Annotated in this window: 17 protein-coding genes; 11 read left to right on the forward strand and 6 right to left on the reverse strand. The window is 57.3% G+C overall.

Annotation, left to right across the window (positions count from 1 at the left end; all coding sequences use genetic code 11):
• Positions 1 to 443 precede the first annotated feature (443 nt).
• Together pntA and pntB are read left to right on the forward strand one after the other, a co-directional pair.
• A complete protein-coding gene (gene pntA, locus MHZ89_RS00305; protein ID WP_311781380.1) occupies positions 444 to 1,976 on the forward strand; it encodes a Re/Si-specific NAD(P)(+) transhydrogenase subunit alpha in 1,533 nt (510 codons plus the stop codon).
• Between the two features lie 3 nt (positions 1,977 to 1,979).
• Entirely contained in the window at positions 1,980 to 3,368 is a 1,389-nt protein-coding gene (pntB, locus tag MHZ89_RS00310; RefSeq protein WP_311781381.1) for a Re/Si-specific NAD(P)(+) transhydrogenase subunit beta, read from the forward strand.
• 29 nt (positions 3,369 to 3,397) lie between these two features.
• Here the strand turns inward: pntB and uspE are convergent, their stop codons facing one another.
• The gene (gene uspE / locus MHZ89_RS00315; protein ID WP_311781382.1) at positions 3,398 to 4,357 is read right to left on the reverse strand and encodes a universal stress protein UspE; all 960 of its coding nucleotides are present in this window, start codon (positions 4,355 to 4,357) and stop codon (positions 3,398 to 3,400) included.
• 174 nt (positions 4,358 to 4,531) lie between these two features.
• Positions 4,532 to 5,284 carry an FNR family transcription factor gene (locus MHZ89_RS00320; RefSeq protein ID WP_120452708.1) on the reverse strand — a complete coding sequence of 251 codons (753 nt, stop codon included), beginning with the start codon at positions 5,282 to 5,284 and terminating at the stop codon, positions 4,532 to 4,534.
• 320 nt (positions 5,285 to 5,604) lie between these two features.
• Here MHZ89_RS00320 and smrA point away from each other — a divergent pair, with 320 nt between their 5' ends.
• Positions 5,605 to 6,171, forward strand: coding sequence for a DNA endonuclease SmrA (smrA, locus tag MHZ89_RS00325; RefSeq protein ID WP_311781383.1), 567 nt, complete (start codon positions 5,605 to 5,607; stop codon positions 6,169 to 6,171).
• On the opposite strand, the gene MHZ89_RS00330 is transcribed toward smrA, so the two are convergent.
• On the reverse strand, positions 6,168 to 7,088 hold the full coding sequence (locus tag MHZ89_RS00330; RefSeq protein ID WP_311781384.1) for a LysR substrate-binding domain-containing protein: 921 nt from the start codon (positions 7,086 to 7,088) through the stop codon (positions 6,168 to 6,170). The genes smrA and MHZ89_RS00330 overlap by 4 nt on opposite strands.
• Positions 7,089 to 7,414: 326 nt before the next feature.
• On the opposite strand from MHZ89_RS00330, the gene MHZ89_RS00335 reads away from it, so the two are divergent.
• From MHZ89_RS00335 to MHZ89_RS00350, 4 genes are all read left to right on the forward strand, one after another.
• Complete coding sequence (locus MHZ89_RS00335; RefSeq protein WP_311781385.1) at positions 7,415 to 8,749, forward strand: aromatic acid/H+ symport family MFS transporter; 1,335 nt, start codon at positions 7,415 to 7,417, stop codon at positions 8,747 to 8,749.
• Between the two features lie 69 nt (positions 8,750 to 8,818).
• Positions 8,819 to 10,162, forward strand: coding sequence for a VOC family protein (locus tag MHZ89_RS00340; RefSeq protein WP_311781386.1), 1,344 nt, complete (start codon positions 8,819 to 8,821; stop codon positions 10,160 to 10,162).
• A gap of 98 nt (positions 10,163 to 10,260) precedes the next feature.
• Complete coding sequence (locus MHZ89_RS00345) at positions 10,261 to 11,778, forward strand: carboxylesterase/lipase family protein (RefSeq protein ID WP_311781387.1); 1,518 nt, start codon at positions 10,261 to 10,263, stop codon at positions 11,776 to 11,778.
• 210 nt (positions 11,779 to 11,988) lie between these two features.
• Complete coding sequence (locus MHZ89_RS00350) at positions 11,989 to 13,650, forward strand: methyl-accepting chemotaxis protein (protein ID WP_311781388.1); 1,662 nt, start codon at positions 11,989 to 11,991, stop codon at positions 13,648 to 13,650.
• Here MHZ89_RS00350 and MHZ89_RS00355 read toward each other — a convergent pair.
• Positions 13,647 to 14,489 (reverse strand): LysR substrate-binding domain-containing protein, encoded by an 843-nt coding sequence (locus tag MHZ89_RS00355; protein ID WP_311781389.1) that lies wholly within the window; start codon positions 14,487 to 14,489, stop codon positions 13,647 to 13,649. The genes MHZ89_RS00350 and MHZ89_RS00355 overlap by 4 nt on opposite strands.
• Positions 14,490 to 14,615: 126 nt before the next feature.
• On the opposite strand from MHZ89_RS00355, the gene MHZ89_RS00360 reads away from it, so the two are divergent.
• The 3 genes from MHZ89_RS00360 (at position 14,616) to MHZ89_RS00370 (ending at position 17,234) form a co-directional block, all read left to right on the forward strand.
• A complete protein-coding gene (locus MHZ89_RS00360; RefSeq protein WP_311781390.1) occupies positions 14,616 to 15,776 on the forward strand; it encodes a methionine aminotransferase in 1,161 nt (386 codons plus the stop codon).
• A 17-nt stretch (positions 15,777 to 15,793) separates the two neighbouring features.
• Positions 15,794 to 16,573 (forward strand): transporter substrate-binding domain-containing protein, encoded by a 780-nt coding sequence (locus MHZ89_RS00365; RefSeq protein WP_311781391.1) that lies wholly within the window; start codon positions 15,794 to 15,796, stop codon positions 16,571 to 16,573.
• A 115-nt stretch (positions 16,574 to 16,688) separates the two neighbouring features.
• On the forward strand, positions 16,689 to 17,234 hold the full coding sequence (locus MHZ89_RS00370; protein WP_311781392.1) for a hypothetical protein: 546 nt from the start codon (positions 16,689 to 16,691) through the stop codon (positions 17,232 to 17,234).
• Positions 17,235 to 17,405: 171 nt separating this feature from the next.
• On the opposite strand, the gene pepT is transcribed toward MHZ89_RS00370, so the two are convergent.
• Positions 17,406 to 18,632 carry a peptidase T gene (gene pepT / locus MHZ89_RS00375; protein ID WP_409373179.1) on the reverse strand — a complete coding sequence of 409 codons (1,227 nt, stop codon included), beginning with the start codon at positions 18,630 to 18,632 and terminating at the stop codon, positions 17,406 to 17,408.
• A gap of 122 nt (positions 18,633 to 18,754) precedes the next feature.
• On the opposite strand from pepT, the gene MHZ89_RS00380 reads away from it, so the two are divergent.
• Positions 18,755 to 20,344, forward strand: a complete 1,590-nt coding sequence (locus MHZ89_RS00380; RefSeq protein WP_311782232.1) for an ABC transporter substrate-binding protein — start codon at positions 18,755 to 18,757, stop codon at positions 20,342 to 20,344.
• On the opposite strand, the gene MHZ89_RS00385 is transcribed toward MHZ89_RS00380, so the two are convergent.
• Positions 20,345 to 21,256, reverse strand: a complete 912-nt coding sequence (locus MHZ89_RS00385) for a LysR family transcriptional regulator (RefSeq protein ID WP_311781394.1) — start codon at positions 21,254 to 21,256, stop codon at positions 20,345 to 20,347.
• Between the last annotated feature and the right edge of the window lie 124 nt (positions 21,257 to 21,380).

Genomic DNA, 21,380 nt, shown 5'->3' on the forward strand with positions numbered 1-21,380 from the left:
AACAGGCTGTCGCAGCCAATTTATGCGACAAATCTCGGGAAATTGATAGTGAAATTCATCATGACGTCATGCAAATTTGCTAAGGCCAGTTTTTGTACTGATTATCACTAAAGATGGTAACGCTTAGTGGTTAATCAGTTAATGTATTGTTAAATAAAGGTTTTTACTAACCAGAAATTCGTCATGATTCGATTCTGCTTAGCAGAATATATTTCAAACTTTTCAATTTGCAGTCGCATAGCGCGGCTTTTCTCGTATGACGCTGAATAATTGTATGAATGTTGCTGGCGAGAGTTCTGGTTGTAGATCGCTGTTCACATTTTCAGTAGGTTATAAATACTTTGATACAAGTGCATTTCGTTCATAAGCGCCTGAAACCCTGTTTCAGGCGCTGTGTCGCTATGCAGTCGACAGGCCATCATCACGTGATGAAAGGGATGAATATGTTAATTGGAATACCCAAAGAGCGATTGCCTAACGAGGCGCGCGTGGCGGCGACGCCGAAAACCGTTGAGCAGCTTATCAAACTGGGTTTTAGCGTTGCTGTCGAGCACGATGCGGGCAAACGCGCCAGTTTTGATGATGAAAGTTTTGCCGCCGCAGGCGCCAGCCTTTGTGATGGGCAGCAGATCTGGCAGTCCGATATCGTGCTGAAGGTCAATGCGCCTGACGATGAGGAGATCGCCCTGACGCGGGCGGGCAGCACGCTGGTGAGCTTTGTCTGGCCGGCGCAAAATGCGGCGCTGCTGGAGAAGCTGGCGGCGCGGCAGGTTACCCTAATGGCGATGGACGCCGTACCGCGTATTTCGCGCGCGCAGTCGCTGGATGCGCTCAGCTCGATGGCGAACATCGCGGGCTATCGCGCCATTGTCGAAGCCGCTCACGAATTTGGCCGCTTCTTTACCGGGCAGATTACCGCGGCGGGTAAAGTGCCGCCGGCGAAAGTGATGGTGATCGGCGCAGGCGTTGCCGGACTGGCGGCCATTGGCGCGGCGGGCAGCCTCGGCGCTATCGTGCGCGCCTTTGATACCCGTCCGGAAGTAAAAGAGCAGGTGCAAAGCATGGGCGCCGAATTCCTTGAGCTCGATTTTGAAGAGGAAGCGGGCAGTGGCGACGGCTATGCGAAAGTGATGTCCGAAGCCTTTATTAAAGCGGAGATGGCGCTGTTCGCCGCGCAGGCGAAAGAGGTCGATATTATCGTCACGACGGCGCTGATCCCAGGCAAGCCCGCGCCGAAACTGATCACCGCCGAGATGGTGGCCAGCATGAAGCCGGGGAGTGTTATTGTCGATCTGGCGGCGCAAACCGGCGGTAACTGCGAGCTGACCCAGGCCGATCGCGTCACCGTTACCGATAACGGCGTGAAGATCATTGGCTATACCGATCTGCCCAGCCGCCTGCCGACCCAGTCCTCTCAGCTTTATGGCACCAACCTGGTGAACCTGATGAAGCTGCTGTGCAAAGAGAAGAACGGCGAGATCGTAATTGATTTCGACGATGTCGTGGTGCGCGGCGTGACCGTGATCCGCGACGGCGAAGTCACCTGGCCCGCACCGCCGATTCAGGTCTCCGCCGCGCCAAAAGCGGCGCCTGCTGCGGCGCAGCCTGCGGTCAAGGAAGCAGCGAAACCTGCGCCGACCTGGCGCAAGTATCTGCTGCTGGCACTGGCGATCGTGCTGTTCGCCTGCCTTGCCAACGTCGCGCCTGCGGAGTTCCTGTCGCACTTTACGGTGTTCGCGCTCGCCTGCGTGGTCGGCTACTACGTGGTGTGGAACGTCAGTCACGCGCTGCATACGCCCCTGATGTCGGTAACCAATGCTATTTCCGGCATTATTGTGGTCGGCGCAGTGCTGCAAATGGGGCATGGCGGCTGGGTCACCTTTATCTCATTTATTGCGGTGCTGATCGCCAGCATCAATATTTTCGGTGGTTTCACCGTCACCCAGCGCATGCTGAAAATGTTTCGTAAGGGGTAACAAATGTCTGGCGGATTAGTGACTGCAGCATACATTGTTGCCGCGATTCTCTTTATTTTCAGCCTGGCGGGACTCTCGAAGCATGAGACCTCGAAGCAGGGCAATCTGTTTGGCATCAGCGGGATGGCGCTGGCGCTGCTGGCGACCATTTTTGGTCCTGACAGCGGCAACGTCGCCTGGATTTTGCTGGCGATGGTTATTGGCGGCGCGATTGGCGTGCGCCTGGCGCAAAAGGTCGAAATGACCGAAATGCCGGAACTGGTGGCGATTCTCCACAGCTTCGTCGGCCTGGCCGCTGTGCTGGTGGGCTTCAACAGCTATATCGATCATGCGCCGGGTTTGCCTGCGGTGATGGAAAATATTCACCTGACTGAAGTCTTTCTCGGCATCTTTATCGGTGCGGTGACCTTTACCGGTTCGCTGGTGGCGTTCGGCAAGCTGCGCGGCAAAATCTCGTCGCGTCCGCTGATGCTGCCGCATCGCCACAAGCTTAACCTGCTGGCGCTGGTGGTCTCCTTCCTGCTGCTGCTGTGGTTTGTACGCACCGACAGCAGCGGCGCGCAGGGCTTCTCGCTGCTGCTGATGACGCTGATCGCGCTGGCGTTCGGCTGGCATCTGGTGGCCTCTATCGGCGGCGCCGATATGCCGGTGGTGGTGTCGATGCTCAACTCTTACTCCGGCTGGGCGGCAGCGGCGGCGGGCTTTATGCTGAGCAACGACCTGCTGATCGTGACCGGCGCGCTGGTGGGGTCGTCGGGTGCCATTCTCTCTTACATTATGTGTAAGGCGATGAACCGCTCCTTTATCAGCGTTATCGCTGGCGGCTTCGGCACCGACAGCAGCGCAGGCGGCGAAAGCGAAGAGGCGGGCGAGCACCGCGAAATCAGCGTGGAAGAGACGGCTGAACTGCTGAAGCAATCTTCATCGGTCATTATCACGCCGGGCTACGGCATGGCGGTGGCGCAGGCGCAGTATCCGGTGGCGGAGATCACTGAAAAGCTGCGCGCGCGCGGCATCAAGGTGCGCTTCGGCATCCATCCGGTTGCCGGGCGTCTGCCGGGCCATATGAACGTGCTGCTGGCAGAGGCGAAAGTGCCTTATGACGTGGTGCTGGAGATGGATGAGATCAACGATGACTTTTCCGACACCGATACCGTTCTGGTAATCGGCGCCAATGACACCGTTAACCCGGCGGCGCAGGACGATCCGCGCAGTCCGATTGCGGGTATGCCGGTGCTTGAGGTGTGGAAAGCGCAAAACGTTATCGTGTTTAAACGTTCGATGAATACCGGCTACGCCGGCGTGCAGAATCCGCTGTTCTTTAAAGAGAATACGCAGATGCTGTTCGGTGATGCCAAAGCGAGCGTTGAAGGGATACTCAAAGCGCTGTAAAGAAAAGGGCGGCCAGCTGGCCGCCCTTGTTATTCGTCATCTTCCTCTTCGTCATCATCCAGCGTAACGGGCGAATTAAAGTCGTCAGGCTTGATCGCCAGCAGGTCGCAGCGCAGGTGATCGATAACCTGTTCCGCCGTGTTGCCAAGGAACGCCGCTGACAGACCGGTACGGCCGATAGTGCCGAGCACCACAATCCCGGCGCTGAGCTGACCGGCGATATCGGGAATCACCTCTTCAGGCAGCCCTTTTGCGACGTGAGTAAACTCCTCGCTGATTGAGAATTTCTGACGCAGCGCTTTCATCGCCACCAGATGCTGGCCGCGAATCGCGTCGTTGTAGACGCTGGGGTCGAAGTCGGGCAGCTCGATAGCAATATTGATCGGCGTAATCGGGTAGGCACCGACCAGATGCACCTCAGTGTGATTCACCATCTCCGCCAGCCGGGTAGTTTCCCGAATCAGCTTCTGGTTCAGCTCATCGTGATGTGGCTCTTCGCTGGCGAGATTCACGGCTACCACCGCTTTGCCGCCTTCCGGCCAGGGCTGATCTTTTACCATCCACACCGGGCAAGGGCACTTACGCAGCAGATGCCAGTCGGTAGGGGTAAAGATTACGGCCTCCAGCCGATCGTGCTGATGCGCCATCTTCAGCACAAGATCGTGCCCATGCGCCAGCACCTCCTGAATAATCGCTTCATAGGGGCGATTGTGCCACACCACTTTAATTTCAATATCTACGCCCGCTTCGAGATAGGCGTGCGCCTGCTCGCGGATCCATTCGGTGCGCTGGCTTATCACGCCTTGCCGCATAGATGAACGCTCATCTGGCGAGAGCAGCGTGGTCATCTCATAGGAGAAGTCATAGATCGGCAGAAAGGCCTTTATTTTGCCGCCGATACGCTGATTAAGGTAAACCGCGCGTCGTAACGCAGGCTGATCGTCTTGCTGGGGGTCGATAGCGACCAGCATATTTTGGTAGCGGGACATAGGGAATAACTCCTTAAACCAAGCCGAACTGGTTTAAAGATAGCCTAAGTTAAGGACGGGAAGAAGCGGAAAAGTTACTGTGGGATCAATAAACTAACAAATTTACGCTGGCGATCAGAGTTGCAGAGGCGTTGCGCGCATACCTGCAACTCTAATCATTAGGCGACCAATTAATTAAGCAGCCTGAACGCTCTGACCGGCCAGTTCAGCAAGCAGGTCATGGTTTTCAATAGTGATATATTTGCCTTTTACCGCCAGCATACCCGATTTCTGAAAACGACCGAGCAGACGGCTGATGGTTTCAACGGTCAGACCAAGGTAGTTACCGATATCGCCGCGCGTCATCGTCAGGCGGAATTCACGCTGGGAGAAGCCGCGCTGGCCGAAACGACGCGAGAGATTCCAGATAAACGCAGCCAGACGTTCTTCAGCATTTTTCTTCGACAGCAGCAGGATCATATCCTGGTCGCCTTTGATTTCACCGCTCATCAAACGCATCATCTGCTGACGCAGGGCCGGCATTTTACCTGATAAATCGTCCAGCGTTTCGAATGGGATCTCACACACCATCGCCGTTTCCAGCGCCTGGGCGAAGCTGGGATGATTGCCGTTCATGATCGCGTCGAAGCCGACCAGATCGCCTGCCAGGTGGAATCCGGTAATCTGCTCGTCGCCCTGTTCAGTAATGGTGTAGCTCTTGATTGTGCCGGAACGGATAGCGTAAAGCGATTTCAGATCGTCGCCCGCTTTAAACAGCGTCTGGCCTTTCTGAATCGGTTTTTTACGCTCGATAATGTTGTCGAGCTGATCCAGCTCATGTTCATTCAGAGTGAACGGGATACACAGCTGACTAATGCTGCAGTCCTGACAGTGGATGGCACAGCCACCCGACTGAATACGGCGAATGGTGCGTTTTTCTGTGATCATAATGTACGCTCGACGATTATTGACTGGCGTCAATTTTATCATTTTTCACGCTTAAATGAACTCATCAGAGCAGTTTTAGCCTCAGAAAGTGTAGGGATGTCAGGCGTGGCGCGGAGCCGCGTTCTGACAAGCCCTGCGCGTCACATTTTTCCTTTTTGGAACGAAAACTTTCCACTTTATTGATCTGGACGGGCGTTTTTTAAACTACTGACTGGCGTATTTCACCACTGGCGCACTGTTTTTTCCCTTTGCTACTATTGCATCTACTGAGGCAGATTTGATCCCTCTATTTCCCTGTTGACCTGGCGTGAGAAAATTCCATGAACCTAGACGATAAAGACCTGTTTCGGGATGCCATGGGTGATGTCACTCCATTAAAAGATAGCGCCAGTACCTTATGGCTGAAATCGCCCTCAACCAAAGCGCCGCGACGTTCTGAAACCACGATCGCGGAAGAGAACTTTCTGACGCGCGGCTACCTCGATATTATTCCGCTTGCCACGCCGCTGGAGTATAAGGCGGACGGCATCCAGCAGGGCGTGCTGGATAAGCTGCGCAAGGGTGAATATAAGATGGACGCCAGCCTGAACCTGCTGCGCCAGCCGGTGGAAACCTGCCGTCAGGCGGTTTTCAGCTTTATGCAGCAGGCGCGCAAAGATGGGCTGCGCAATTTACTGATCATTCATGGTAAAGGGCGCGATAACGAATCCCATGCCAATATCGTGCGCAGTTATCTGGCGCGCTGGCTGCGTCAGTTTGACGACGTGCAGACCTTTTGCACCTCGCAGCCGCAGCATGGCGGCGCAGGGGCGCTCTATGTCGGCCTGCGTAAAACTGAAAAGGCGCGGCTGGATAATCGCGAACGTCATGCAAAACGCAGCCGTTAGTCAGGCGCTTTGCGGATAGTCGCCATCAGGATTTCAGCGCTAAGAGTCAAAGGGTGGCCGGTGCGGGTGATAATACCGACCGGCTCGCCCGGTCCCGATGAGCTGATGGGCAGGGCGCACAGGGCATTGTGCGCCAGATCTTCCTTGATAGCGCCGGAGGGCACAAACCAGACGTAGTCATACCGCAGCGCCAGCTGGCGCGCGAGCGACGTCGAGGAGGTCTCAACGCAGGTGCTGGGCAGGGTACAGCCCTGTTCGTCCAGCATCTGCTGCGCGATACGGCGCGGCGCAGTTCCTTCAGGCGAGATAACAACCGGCCACTGCATGGCTCGCGACAGCGTGACGTTGTCACTTAAAAGCGGATGTTCCGGCCGCACTACTAACTTAAGCGATTCGAGAAACAGCAGTTCGTAGGTCAGGCCGGTCATCATTTCGCTGTCCGCCATACGACCAATACCGATATCAAATTCACCCGCACGCAGCCCGGCCAGCAGTACGTTATTATGCAGGGTGGCGACCTGAACGGTCGCATGAGGCTGCTGCTGATGAAAACGATCGAGGATTTGCGGCAGCATCCCCATAGCTGCCGTAGTGAGCGCGCCAAGCCGGATCACCACCGGGCGCGTTGACACCGGCAGGTTAACGCTCTGGCCTGCGTGATTAAGGGCATCCAGCACTTTTACCGCGTGGATCAAAAATTGTTCGCCCATGGTGGTGAGCTGCGCGCCCAGCCGGCCTCGCTCAAACAGGCGAACGCCCGTCAGCTCCTCAAGCTCATTTAACGTTTTAGAGAGTGCGGGCTGGCTGAGGTTCAGGGTTTCCGCCGCGCGCCCCAGGGTCCCCTGTTGCGCCACCGCAACAAAGGTATGAAGATGGCGCAAGCGAATGCGCTGATTGAAAAGGATATTTTTGTCCATCTCACAAAGTTAATAAGTTTTGCCGCTACCCGACAACTATTAAAGATGGGTTTTGTTAACTTTGCTGCAAAATATAATTAACAAAATGGGATGAGCGACCTTTGTGATTGATATTTAGGTAAAAGTGCTCGCAGCAGGGCGGCAGAGCGGCGGCCAGGCTGGAAAAGAGGTTTAAAGGGAATTCAGTGCGTTAACCATTAAATGTTGAATAATTCTCAATATCATATAAAAATCGAACGCCTTATTGTTAACGATGGGCTATTATAGCTGCCGTTTTTTTTACCAAAACTGATGTTTCAAGAGGTGAGCGCAGTGAGGAGTTCGCAGTGACCAGCATTGAAGCAGTAGACGTTCGCCAGTTAATCAATCAGTCAGAGCTAAGCCGCTGGCAAAAGCGTCTGATTGCGCTCTGCTTTATTGTGGTCGCGCTTGACGGCATGGATATCGCGCTGATGGGCTTTATCGCCCCGACGCTCAAGGCGGCCTGGAACGTCACCAACCATCAGCTTGGCGTTGTGATCAGCGCGGCGCTCGTCGGGCTGGCGCTCGGCGCTATGCTGGCGGGGCCGCTGGCCGATCGCTATGGTCGCCGCATGATGATTATCCTCAGCGTCTTTTTCTTCGGGCTATGGACTCTCGCCACTGCGCTGGCAAATAACATCGAGCAGATGATGCTGTTTCGCTTTCTGACCGGTCTGGGCCTGGGCGCGGCGATGCCTAACGTCGGCACGCTGGTGGCGGAATATGCGCCGGAGCGCCGCCGCGCCTTTATCATCACCGTGGTGTTCTGCGGCTTTACTTTCGGCGCCGCCAGCGGCGGCTTTGCCGCCTCGTGGCTGCTGCCGCGCTACAGCTGGCATGCGGTCATGATGCTGGGCGGCATCCTGCCGCTGGTGGTTTTGCCGTTTTTAATGCGTGGCGTGCCGGAGTCGGTGCGTTTTCTGATTAGCCGCCGCGCGCCCGCGACGCGCATTCACGCGATTCTGGAGCGAATGCTGCCCGGCGCCACGCGGCCCGACAGCGCCTTTCACTCGCAGGAGCCGACACCACAGACTCAGGGCGCAATCGCTACCGTTGTTTCCCGTCGCTATCTTTTTGGCAGCCTGATGTTGTGGGGCGGCTATTTTATGGGGCTGTTTCTGGTTTATCTGATCGGCAGCTGGCTGCCATCGCTTATCAATACGCTGGGCATGTCCGTAACCGACGCGGCTATTATCACCGCCATGTATCAGGCGGGCGGCACCCTTGGGTCGCTGTTTGCCGGCTGGCTGATGGACCGCTTTAATGCGAATCTGGCGCTGGCTGTTATCTATTTCTGCGGTGGACTGGCGATTGTTGCGCTGGGCTTTTCACCAGCGGAAGTGGGAATGATGAGCGGCATCGCCTTTCTCAGCGGCTTCTGTTTCAACGGCGCCAATACCGGCATGAATGCGCTTTCCGCCAGCTACTATCCTACCCATGCCCGCGCGACGGGCTCCAGCTGGATGCATGGCGTCGGCCGCGTCGGGGCTATCCTCAGCGCCTTTGTCGGCGCGGAGATGCTCTCTCTCGGCTGGTCTTTTAGCCTGATCTTCGTGCTGCTGGCGATCCCCGCGCTGCTGACCACGCTGATGCTGGTGATGAAAAATCGCTTCGGCTTTAAGCCGATCACAAATCCGTAACTTTTTTGCCTGCCGATTTCGCGTTGCTCTACAGTAGCAGCAACGTCGATCATGTCAGGAGCAGGCACCATGAATCACTTCCTCAGCGCGGACGCTATTCGTACGCGCTTCTCACAGGCGATGTCCGCTATGTATCAGCAGGAGGTGCCGCAGTATGGCACGCTGATGACGCTGGTACAGCGCGTCAATGCGCGCTGCTTAGCCGAGCGCCCGGCGCTGAAAGTGCGGCTTGAAGCAGCAGATGAGCTTGAGCGCCTTAATCTGGAGCGTCACGGCGCTATTCGCGTCGGTACGGCTGAAGAGCTGGCGACGCTGCGGCAGATGTTCGCGGTAATGGGGATGGAGCCGGTCGGCTACTACGATCTCTCGCAGGCGGGCGTGCCGGTGCACTCCACCGCGTTTCGTCCAGTCAGCGACGCTGCGCTGCGCCGCAATCCCTTCCGCGTTTTTACCTCGCTGCTGCGGCTGGAACTCATCGACGATCTTCAGCTGCGGGAAAAGGCGGCGGCGATACTGGCGCAGCGCGACATTTTTACGCCGCGCTGCCGGGCGCTAATCGCGCAATATCAGCAGCAGGGTGGCCTCGGTGACGCGGACGCCGACGCCTTTGTCAAAGAGGCGCTGGAAACGTTCCGCTGGCATGGCGTGAGCACTGTTGACAGCGAGACCTACCAGGCGCTGAGCCAGCAGCATCGCCTGATTGCTGACGTGGTCTGCTTTCCCGGATGCCATATCAATCATCTGACGCCGCGCACGCTCGACATCGACCTGGTGCAGTCGCTGATGCCGGAGTACGGCATCGAACCTAAAGCCCTGATTGAAGGGCCGCCACGGCGCGAAGTCCCGATTCTGCTGCGTCAGACCAGCTTTAAGGCGCTGGAGGAGCCGGTACGCTTCAAGCAGGGCGAGACCGGGACTCATACCGCGCGCTTTGGCGAAATCGAGCAGCGCGGCGTGGCGCTGACGCCGAAAGGGCGCGCGCTGTACGATCGTCTGCTGGCGGAAGCAGGCACTGGTGCCGATAACCAGCAGCATCAGCAGCGGCTGGCCGAGGTATTTCGCGACTTTCCCGACAATGAGCGCAGCCTGCGCGAGCAGCAGCTCGCCTGGTTTGATTACCGGCTGAGCGAAAAGGGCGAGGCGCAGCCGCCGCGTCCGGGCGAATCGCTGGCGACGCTGATCGACCAGGGACGCATTATTGCCGATCCGGTTGTTTATGAAGATTTTCTGCCGGTCAGCGCGGCAGGCATATTCCAGTCGAATCTGGGGGACAGGGCGCAGGCGCGTACGGCGGGCAACGCCAGCAGGGCTGATTTTGAAGCGGCGCTCGGCGCGCCGGTGCAGGATGAGATGCAGCTCTATCAGGCGCGCCAGCAGCAATCGCTGGTACGGTGCGGTATCGGCGACGCTTAACGCGGGCGGCTCAGCATATTCTGCAAATGCACTAAGGACATAGACAATATCTTAACGGCCTGTAGATAATGCCTTAACGCTTTATCAGGGAACAGGTAATGAAAAACAGACGACCTCTGCGCCTCCGAACAGCGGAAGGCGAGCTAAGAGGAAGTATGGATGATGATCTCTTTGTCTTTAAGGGTATTCCTTATGCCGCCGCGCCGGTGGGCGCGCTGCGCTGGCGCGCGCCGCAGCCGGTAACGCCCTGGCAGGAGGTGCGTGATGCAACTGCATTCGGCGCCGCCTGCTGGCAGAACCGCGCGCTCTGCGTCGCCGCAGGCGGTGGCGATCCCGGCCCGCTCAGCGAAGACTGCCTTTATCTCAACGTCTGGACGCCTGACGTCGAGCCGTCGCGGCCCTTGCCTGTAATGGTATGGCTACACGGCGGTGGTTTTGTGATGGGGTCGGGCGGGCTGGCGCCCTATAACGGCAAGCCAATGGCGGCGCGCGGCGCGGTGGTCGTAACGGTAAATTACCGTCTCGGCCATCTCGGTTTCTTCGCGCATCCGGCGCTGGACGCGGAATACCGCGACGGCGGCATCGTTAATAACTTCGCTTTGCTCGACCAGATTGCCGCGCTGCAATGGATACAGCGCAATATCCCCGCGTTTGGCGGTAATCGTGACAACGTCACAATATTTGGCGAGTCGTCCGGCGCGCGCAGCGTGCTTTCGCTCTGTTGCTCACCGCTGGCGGAGGGGCTGTTTCATAAAGCGATAGTGCAAAGCGCCTACAGCCTGCCGGACAAACCGCGTAAAGCGGCTCTGCAGCAGGGCGAGCAGGTCGCGGCGCATTTCGGTCTGCGCAACGCTACCGCGCAGCAGCTGCGCGAACTGCCAGCCGACGCCTTCTGGCCGCTGGAGTCCCCTTTGTGGCACGGGCCGGTGCCCATCGCTGGCGACGCCGTATTGCCGCAACCGATGATGCACACCTTTATGGCGGGGCGGCAGCATCGCATTCCGCTGATGGCTGGCAGCAACAGCGACGAAGCCAGCGTGCTGGGATACTTTAACGTGGATACCGCCGCGGTTATGCGCCAGCTGCGGGCCAACAGGCCGCTCAGCTATCGGCTGCTGAAATGGCTATACGATATTCATGACGATCGCCTGCTGGGGCGTGCTGCGGCACGCGATATGGCTTTTAGCGTCATGCCGTGGATCCTGATGCGCGCGCAGCACAACGTCGGCATGCCGGGCTGGCGCTACTGGTTCGACTATGTTTCCGAACAGTCGCGCGATCTCTATCCACACGGCGCATGGCATGGCAACGAGGTGCCCTATACGCTTAATACGCTGGAAGCGATGCAGCCTGCCGACAGTGAACGCCCCTATACCGACAGCGATCGCGCCTTTTCGCAGCGTATGGCGGATTACTGGTTCGCCTTTGCGCGAGACGTAAATGAATTCAGCCACCGCCTAGAGGGCGAGATAAGCTGGCCCGCCTGGCATCCCGGCGAAGATATTACGCTGTCGTTTGGCGAAGGCGGAGAGAATGCGCTGCTGCTCAAGCGCAATTTTATGCGTGCGCGTCTGAGGCTGTTTCGCCTGATGATGAAAAGCATGGTAAAGCTTTGACGGCTAATTATTAAGGCAGCAGAACGGTTTTTTTTCCTGCCTGCGCAATACTAAATATTGCAAATCAGTTGCTTATGCGTACCTGCCTCAGAGGCATTAAGCAATTTTTTTGCTAACTAAACTGCTGTACCTTCCTGAATTTCTGCCGATAACGCCATTATGCCCGAGATTATCGGGCCCCTCTCGGTTTTCACCGTCAAGGATTTGGCTATGGGTATATTAAAAAATTTCACAATTCGCGCCGTTATGCTGTGGATTCTCGGGCTTTTTTGCCTGCTGTGGTGCGCAGTAGGCTGGTTCAGCGTGCATTCGCTCGGCGCGCTCAGCGAAGGCAATGACGTCGATCGCCATCTGGTCGCGCAAATGACTACCTTAAGCAAGGGCAACGACCAGTATTTTCGCGTTATCACGCGCCTGTCGCGCATTATGGAAAGCAAAGCGGGCGGTGCGCAGCCAACTGAGGCGGACTGGCAGCCGGTTCAGCAGGCGCTGAACAACATGACGCAGCAGCTGACGCAGTTTAAACAGATGGCGCCAGGCCCGATGGAAGCGCAGATCGTCGACCAGGTCATCGTCAGCTGGCAAAAGCTGCTCGATGAAGGTGTGACGCCGCAGCTGCAAAAAGCGCGTCAGGATTCGCTGGAAGCCTATCGCCAGCACGCCAGCACAGTGACGCCTGCGTTGAGCCGCGCGTTTGGTGCCAGCGCTGAGGCGTTCAATCAGGCGGCGGCCGTCAAGCTGGATCAGACCCGCGTCAGAGTCGATCACCTGACCGTACTGACGAAAATTACGCTGGTGGCGGCAGTTTTCCTGGGCTTACTGATCCTGCTGTTTACCGATCGCTATCTGGTCACCATGCTGGTGAAGCCGCTGGATCGCATCCGCGAACATTTCGCCGTGATCGCCACAGGCGATCTGAGCCAGCCGGTTGCGCCGTTCGGACGTAACTGCGTCGGCAAGCTGGTGCCGCTGCTGAGTGCCATGCAGGAGAGCCTGCGCGAAGCGGTCAGCGCGATCCGCAGCGGTACCGAGAATATCTCGCGCGGCGCGGCAGAAATCTCAGCGGGCAACAACGATCTCTCCTCACGCACTGAAGAGCAGGCGGCGGCGCTGGAGCAGACTGCCGCCAGCATGGAACAGCTGACCGCAACGGTGAAATTCAACGCCGACAACGCGCGTCAGGCCAGCATGCTGGCGGAAACCGCCTCGTCAACGGCGCAGCAGGGCGGCCAGCTGGTAAGCGAAGTGGTCTCTACCATGAACGGCATCTCCGGCAGTTCGAAAAAGATTGCCGAGATCACCAGCGTCATCAACGGCATCGCTTTCCAGACCAATATTCTGGCGCTGAACGCAGCGGTTGAGGCGGCGCGCGCCGGCGAACAGGGGCGCGGATTCGCGGTCGTCGCCAGCGAGGTGCGCAATCTGGCACAGCGCAGCGCTGGCGCGGCGAAAGAGATCGCCGCACTGATTGAGGATTCAGTGCAGCGCGTGGACAAAGGCGCGATTCTGGTGAGCAACACCGGCAGCACCATGCACAATATTCTTAAGTCGGTGCAGGACGTTGACGCCATCATGAAGCAGATTGCCGCCGCGTCGGAAGAGCAGAGCAAAGGCATTTCACAGGTAGGCGTAGCCGTCACCGAAATGGACAGCGTGACGCAGCAGAACGCCTCGCTGGTGGAAGAGGTCTCATCCGCCGCCGCCGCGCTGGCGCGTCAGACCGAATCGCTGGAAGCCTCGGTCTCCCGGTTCCGTCTTTCATCGCACGAGCCGATTGCCAGCACGCCGCCTCGCGGCAACAGCGCTACGCCGCCCGCAGCTACTGCACGCCTCCCTGGGGCAGACCAGAGCGGTGAATGGGTAACCTTCTAATCGCGTGACAGCCACGCCGCCAGATCCGACAGGAAAGGCGGCGCATCTTTGACCGGGCGCTGCAGCAGGCTGTAGGCCGCTCCGGTTTTCACCCGACTGGCGAACGGCGCAATCAGACGTCCGTTCGCCAGATCGCTCTCCACCAGATTAATATCCGCTACCGTTACGCCAAACCCCTGTATCGCCGCGCTAATGGCCAGATCCATTGTGCTGAAGTGTTGATTACGCGTCATCGTCAGCCTGGTATTCTGTGCGTCGAGCCACAGCTGCCAGTCGCGGCTATCGCTGGTGGGATGCAGAAAGGTCATTGCCGCCAGCGCCTCAGGCGAGGCGGGCGGCGCGATGTCGGCGGCCATTACCGGCGTAATCGCCTCATCAAACAGATGAATCGTCCCAGGCGGCGGCGTGCCGTAAAGGATGGCGGCGTCGAACCCATCCAGCTGCGCGTGATGCTCCAGCGTGGTGGTCAGGGCGACATGCAGTTCCGGCTGCTGCTGCTCCAGCGCCATCAGGCGCGGTACCAGCCAGCGCATCGCGCAGGTCGGCGCTTTTAGCCGAATCACGCCGTGATGGCGCATCGCCCTGTCCGTGGCGCTCTGCATCTGTTCAAAACCCTGGCGCAGTTCCGGCAGCAGCGCCGCTCCCTGCGCGGTCAGGCGCAGGCCGCGCGCGTGCCGCTCGAACAGCGCGAAGCCCAGATAGTGTTCAAGCGTGGCGATTTTACGACTGACCGCCCCCTGAGTAATACAGAGTTCGCCCGCCGCGCGCGTCAGGTTGAGATGGCGCGCAGTCACCAGAAAGGCGTGTATGGCGTTAAGCGGCAAAGAACGCGGCATCATCACTCCAGCTATGCATTTTAGTCATAGCTATTATGACAACAATTCGCTTGTCGGCTCAAGCGCCGGGTCGTTGAATAGAAATTAACTAAATCGACATGTTTATGCAGCCGCGCAGGAGTTTGCCCGATGAAAAGCAGCGTTAACGTCACCTCTAAATTGCCTGACGTAGGCACCACGATCTTCAGCGTCATCGGCCAGCTCTCGGCGCAGCACAGCGCGATTAACCTGTCGCAGGGCGCGCCTAACTTCCCTTGCGATCCGGCCCTGGTGGAGGAGGTCAGCCGCGCCATGCGCGAAGGGCATAACCAGTACGCGCCAATGACCGGCTGGCCCGCGCTAAAAGAGGCGCTGGCGGCTAAGGTCGCTGCGCTTTATGGTCAGCATTACGATCCCGCGACCGAAGTGCTGATTAGCGGCAGCGCCAGCCAGGGCATCTATATGGCGATTACGGCGCTGGTAAGCCAGGGCGACGAGGTGATTTTCTTCGAGCCCGCTTTCGACAGCTACGCGCCGGTGGTGCGTTTACAGGGCGGCACGCCGGTTGGCCTGAAGCTGCAGTTCCCCGACTACGCCATTAACTGGGATGAGCTGCGCGCCGCGCTGACGCCGCGCACCCGAATGATCATTATCAATACGCCGCACAACCCGAGCGCACAGGTGCTGACGCCCGCCGATCTGGCGCAGCTGGCGGCACTAACGCGCGGCACCGATATTGTGGTGCTCTCTGACGAAGTCTATGAGCATATTGTGTTCGACGGCCGCGCGCACTGCGGCATGGCGACCCATCCGGAGCTGGCGCAGCGCAGCGTGATCGTCTCTTCCTTCGGCAAAACCTTTCACGTTACCGGCTGGCGCGTCGGCTACTGTCTTGCGCCCGCCGAACTGATGGAGGAGCTGGTAAAAGTACATCAGTTTATGATGTATGCCGCCGATACGCCGATGCAGATCGGCTTTGCGCACTACCTGCAGCGCGCCGAAAACTATCTGTCGCTGTCGGCGTTCTACCAGCAGAAGCGCGATCGTCTGGTGTCGCTGCTGCAGGATTCGCCGTTTAAGCTGCTGCCGTGTGCCGGTTCTTTTTTTGTTTTAGCCAGCTACGGACATTTCAGTGACGAAGCTGACAGCGAGATGGTAAAACGTCTTATCGTTGAACACGGCGTGGCAACCATTCCGCTTTCGGCGTTTTATATGGACGGCACCGATAACAACGTGATTCGTCTCTCTTTTGCAAAAGATGATGCCACTCTGCAGCGCGGCGCAGAGGCGCTCTGTCGGGTGAAGGGTTAATCTCAGGGGAAAATAAGATGAAAAAACTGAACGCGCTCTTTCTTGCGCTGGGGCTGATGAGTTCTGTACATGCGCTGGCGGCGGAAACGCTGCGCTATGGCCTGGAGTCGCAGTATGCGCCGTTTGAGAGCCGCAACGCGCAGGGCGAGCTGGAAGGCTTCGATATTGAACTGGGCAAGGCTATCTGCGCCACCGGCAATTTCGACTGCCACTGGGTGGAGAGCAGCTTCGACGCGCTGATCCCGGCGCTGCAGGCGAAGAAATTCGACGCCATTAACTCAGCGATGAATATCACCGAAGCGCGGGCGAAAAGCATCGATTTCACCAAACCGATTTACCGTATTCCGAGCATGCTGATTGTCAAAGAGGGCGAGAAGCTGCAGCCGACCGCTGAGGCGCTGAAGGGCAAGAATATCGGCGTGCTGCAAGGGTCGATTCAGGAGACCTACGCTAAAAAGCACTGGGAAACGCAGGGCGTAACCGTGACCTCCTATCAGGATCAGAATCAGGTATATAACGATATGGTCGCAGGCCGTCTTGACGGCACGCTGGTGATGTCCGCCGCGGGCCAGTCGGGCTTCCTCGATAAGCCTCAGGGCAAGGGCTTCGTTTTTGCCGGTAAAGCGGTAGAAGATGACGCGATTCTCGGTTCCGGTATCGGTTTTGGACTGCGTAAGGGCGATACCAAACTGAAGCAGGCGCTGGATGCGGCGATTACCAAAATCCAGGACGACGGCACAGTGAAAAAGCTGGCGGAGAAATATTTCCCCGGCATTGACGTCAGCGCCAAAAAGTAAAATCAGTCAGGCGGCGGATAGCCGCCTTTTTAATATTGAGGTTTACGAACGCTGCCTTTGCGTTAATCATTATTAATCGCCTCTTTTTTGAAAATGTCTTACAAGGATGAAAACAGTGCCTCTGCCAGAACGCATGAAACCTGCCAACGTCAGCAACAAAAAAATTATTGAGATGACAAAAAAGGCTGAGCATATACTTTCTAAAATAGATGGGGGAAAAACAGAGCAAGACAGTGAGTTAAGGGCAATGATTGTTGACTGGAACAGCCAGGTAATGTGTCCCCGTGAATATTCAGATTTTAGAGATTTTAGATCCTGGACCAGCGCCAGGGAATTTACACGAATGGCCTTTAACCTGGAAAGGTTCTATGAGGATTTTACCTGGCATGAACTGCTGCATACCATTGAATATATTTGTAACGCGGAAGGCGAGGAATCTGAGCAAGACTTTGCTCTCTCTTTACTTGAGATAAACTTCCCGGGCAATCCCTCTGATCTTATCTATTGGCCCGATCAGTGGTTCCAGGACCCTGAAATGTTTCACGTCGAATTATCTGCTGAAGAGATTGCGGGATACCTGATGGCCCGATCGGGCAGGCAGCTGGTTGATGCCCCGCAGATAGAGCTGAAATATCCTGTTCCTGTGACTGACGGCCAGTAATACGGGATCACCTCCTTTTCAGCCTGAATAATTTGCATCAGTAAGCTTCCGCTACTCGCTCAAAGTAAACATTCAAATAACTAACCCCCCATTCAAGCCCTAATATCTTACAGCCTGAATCTTAGCCTGTAAGTTATTAGGGCATTTATTCCTGCTATCCTGCCGTAGCCTTTAGCGCTGCGCCGCCAGCAAACAGAGCCTCTCTGCCACCTGGTAGGACTTCACAAACGACGAAATCGGCAGAAACTCGAAGCGGGAGTGGAAGTTGTGCGCGCCGGTAAAGAAGTTCGGCGTCAGCAGGCCTTTCGCTGAGAGCGCCGCGCCGTCGGTACCGCCGCGCATCGGGATCACCTTCGGCTCAATATTCAGATCCGCCAGCGCGGTGAAGATCAGATCGATAGCGCGACGATCCTCACCTACGGCGTTGCTGATATTGCTGTAGATATCGCTGATGTGAATTGCAACGCTGCCCGTTGGGTAGCGCCGGGCGATCTCCGCTACCGCCTGATGCAGCTGCTCTTTGCGCGCGGCAAACTGCGTCAGATCGAAATCGCGAATCGAAGCTTTCAGCGTCGCCTGGCTGGCGCCCGCCTGCATTTCATTAAACCAGATATAGCCTTCACGGCCTTCTGTGTGCTCCGGCGTTTCCTGGCGATCGAACAGGCTGATAAAGTCGTGCGCCATCAGCAGCGGGTTAACCAGTACGCCTTTGGCCGACATCGGGTGCGCAGGCACGCCGGTAAAGGTTATTTCCGCCGACGCGCCGTTAAAGTTTTCATATACCACTTCGCCCAGTTCGCAGCAGTCGATGGTCCAGGCAAAATCGACGTTAAAACGCTTTTCCAGATCCAGCGCTTTCGCGCCGCGCAGGCCGATCTCCTCATCGGGCACAAAGGCCACCAGGATATCGCCGTGATCGCCCTGCAAATTCTCCATCAGCGTCATCACCACCGTCACCGCCGCTTTATTGTCCGCGCCCAGCACGCTGGTGCCGTCGCTGAAAATAATCTCCTCGCCAAGATAGGGCGCAATCTCCGGATGCTCCTCGCGACGCAGCCAGATACCTTCGCGCGCGTTGAGCAGCAGATCTTCTCCCTGCCAGGTGAGGATCTGCGGATGAATATCGGGCGACAGGCCTACGTCAACGGTATCGATATGGGTGATAAAACCGATGCGCGGCGCATCCTGCCGGTTGCCGCGCTTTACGGCGGTCACCGTGGCGCAGTCGTCGATTACCACCTCGTCGAGGCCGAGAGCGGTGAGCTCCTGCGCCAGCAGCCGCGCCATCGCGTGCTGGCTGGGTGTGCTTGGCAAAGTGTTCGATTTAGCGTCGCTCTGGCTGCTAACGGCCAGATAACGGAAAAAGCGTTGGATTAACTGATTTGCAAGGGCTGTCATCACTGTTCCTTATTTGTCTGCCATCAGCAGGGTTCGCTATGTTACGAAAACGTGATATCCATAAAGCGCCTGGATCATTTAGGGAATCTGACCAACGGAAGTCAATAAAAAGTGAGGAAATGATGAAAGCGAAGATAGCGATGCTGGCGTTGCTGACCGCCGCCCTGACGCATAACGCCAGCGCGAAAACGCTGGTTTACTGCGCGGAAGGGTCGCCGGAGAACTTTAATCCGCAGCTCTATACCTCGGGAACCAGCGTGGACGCCAGCGCAGTGCCGGTATTCAACCGGCTGGTGGATTTTAAATATGGCACAACTGAACTGGTGCCGAGCCTGGCCGAAAGCTGGGAGATCAGCCCGGACGGCAAGGTCTATACCTTCCATTTGCGTCAAAACGTAAAGTTTCAGAGCAACAAACTCTTCAAACCCAGCCGTGATTTCAACGCCGACGACGTTATTTTCTCTTTTATGCGGCAGATGGATCCGAAAAATCCCTATCACAATGTCTCTGGCGGCACCTACGCTAACTTCGACAGTCTGGAGCTAACGACGCTGATCAAAAGCATCGATCGCGTCGACGACCACACCGTACGCTTTACGCTTAACCATGCGGAATCGCCATTCCTCGCCGATCTCGCCTGGTACTTCGCTTCAATCCACTCCGCCGAATACGCCGATCGGATGCTGAAGGCGGGCACGCCGGAAAAAGTCGATATGGATCCCATCGGCACCGGCCCGTTCCAGCTGATGCAGTACCAGAAAGATTCGCGCATTCTCTATAAAGCCTTCCCGCAATACTGGGCAGGCAAGGCGAAGCTGGATCGCATCGTCTACAGCATCACGCCGGACGCCTCGGTTCGGCTCGCCAAGCTGGAGAAGGGGGAATGCCAGGTGATGCCGTTCCCCAATCCAGCCGATCTGGAGAAACTGCGCAGCAATCAGGCTATCAACCTGATGCAAAAAGCGGGGCTGAACACCGGTTTCCTGGCGTTTAACACCACTAAAGCGCCGCTGGATAAGGTCGAGGTGCGTCAGGCGCTGGCGATGGCGATCAACAAGCCCGCCATTATCGACGCTATCTTCAAAGGCACCGGCACCGTGGCTAAAAATATTCTGCCGCCAGGGGTCTGGAGCGAAAACAAAGATCTGAAGGATTATGATTACGATCCGGAAAAGGCCCGAGCGCTGCTGAAGCAGGCGGGCATCGCTCCCGGCACCGAAATTTCGCTCTGGGCCATGCCGGTTTCCCGGCCCTATAACCCCAACGCGCGCCGTATGGCGGAGATGATCCAGGCGGACTGGTCGAAGGTCGGCATCAAGGCGACCATCGTGACCTACGAATGGGGCGAATATCTCAAGCGGGTGCGCAGCGGCGAACATCAGGCGGCGCTGATGGGCTGGACAACCGCAACCGGGGATCCAGACAACTTCTTCGGACCGCTCTACAGCTGTAAATCGACGCAGGGCGGCTCGAACTCCTCGAAGTGGTGCTATCAGCCGTTTGAAAAGCTGATTACCGAGGCGCGCGCCGAGCCGGATCAGGGCAAGCGCACTGCGCTCTATCTGCAGGCGCAGCAGATAATGCATGACCAGATGCCTGCAGTGATGATTGCGCACTCGACCATTTTCGAGCCGGTGCGTAAAGAGGTGAGCGGCTACGATATCGATCCCTTCGGCAAGCACATCTTCTATCCGGTCGATATCAAAGAGTAATTACGCCAGTCCGGCGGCGATCTCATTCAGGCGCTGCTGGAGAAAAGAGAGAAAGGGCGACAGCGCCGCATTGCGCTGTCGCCCTGAAACCCGCTGCAGCTGCAGCGTACGCTGGCTGAGCTGGTCAACGCCCATCTCCCGCAGCACCAGATCGCGCTGCGTTTCGTTAAGCAGGGTAAAGGCGCTGCTGATGGTGATTGCGTCTGGCGTGCTGAGCAGAAAGTGGTAGAGCGTGGCGAAATAGTCGCAGGTCAGCACCGGTTCAATCACGCAGCCGCGCATCTGACAGGCCAGGTCAAACAGCTGACGTACCGTGGTGTTCTGCTCCGGCAGTGCCATCGGATAGGGGCTGAGCGCCTCCAGCGTCACCGGCGCCGGCTGCCGCGCCAGCGGATGATCCTTATGCATCGCCAGCAAGACTGGCGCAGGCCAGGAGCCCATCACTTCCACGCCGCTTTCGGGATGCAGGCTGAACTGCAGCGCCACATCGCATTCCCCGGCGCGTACCCGCTCGGCCACCGCCTGGGAGCCCTCGACCTTGAGCGCGAAGTAAACGCCGGGATTCAGGGCGCGAAATTCCGCCAGCAGGCCGGGCAGCAGGCTGAACGCCATGCCGTCGGTACAGGCGATGCGGATCAGGGTACGGCGGATCGCCTTCAGCCCTTTAATTTCCGCCAGCGCGTAATCCATATCCAGCATGCTTTGTCGTACCTGACGGGCAAGGATTTCACCCGCCTCATTAAGCACCATGCCGCGCGCATGGCGATCGAACAGCGGCGCGCCCACCTGCGCCTCCAGCCGCTGAATTTGCCGACTGATAGCCGATACCGCCACAAAAAGCTGTTCGCTGGCGGCGCTCAGCGAGCCGCTGTTGGCGACGGCAAGAAAATAACGGATTTCACTGCTCAGCATCACCTGACCTCTGCACCCCGTCGGTGCATGCTTCTTTATCGGGCATTTTAGCTTTGCTTTAAAAGCAAGGCTATATCGATAAATTGATAATTGTGGCAAGGCCGACCTTTTGGCAAAGATAGAG

The sequence above is a fragment of the Pantoea sp. ACRSB genome (genome assembly GCF_022346905.1).
GTDB classification, from domain to species: Bacteria; Pseudomonadota; Gammaproteobacteria; order Enterobacterales; family Enterobacteriaceae; genus Pantoea; species Pantoea piersonii.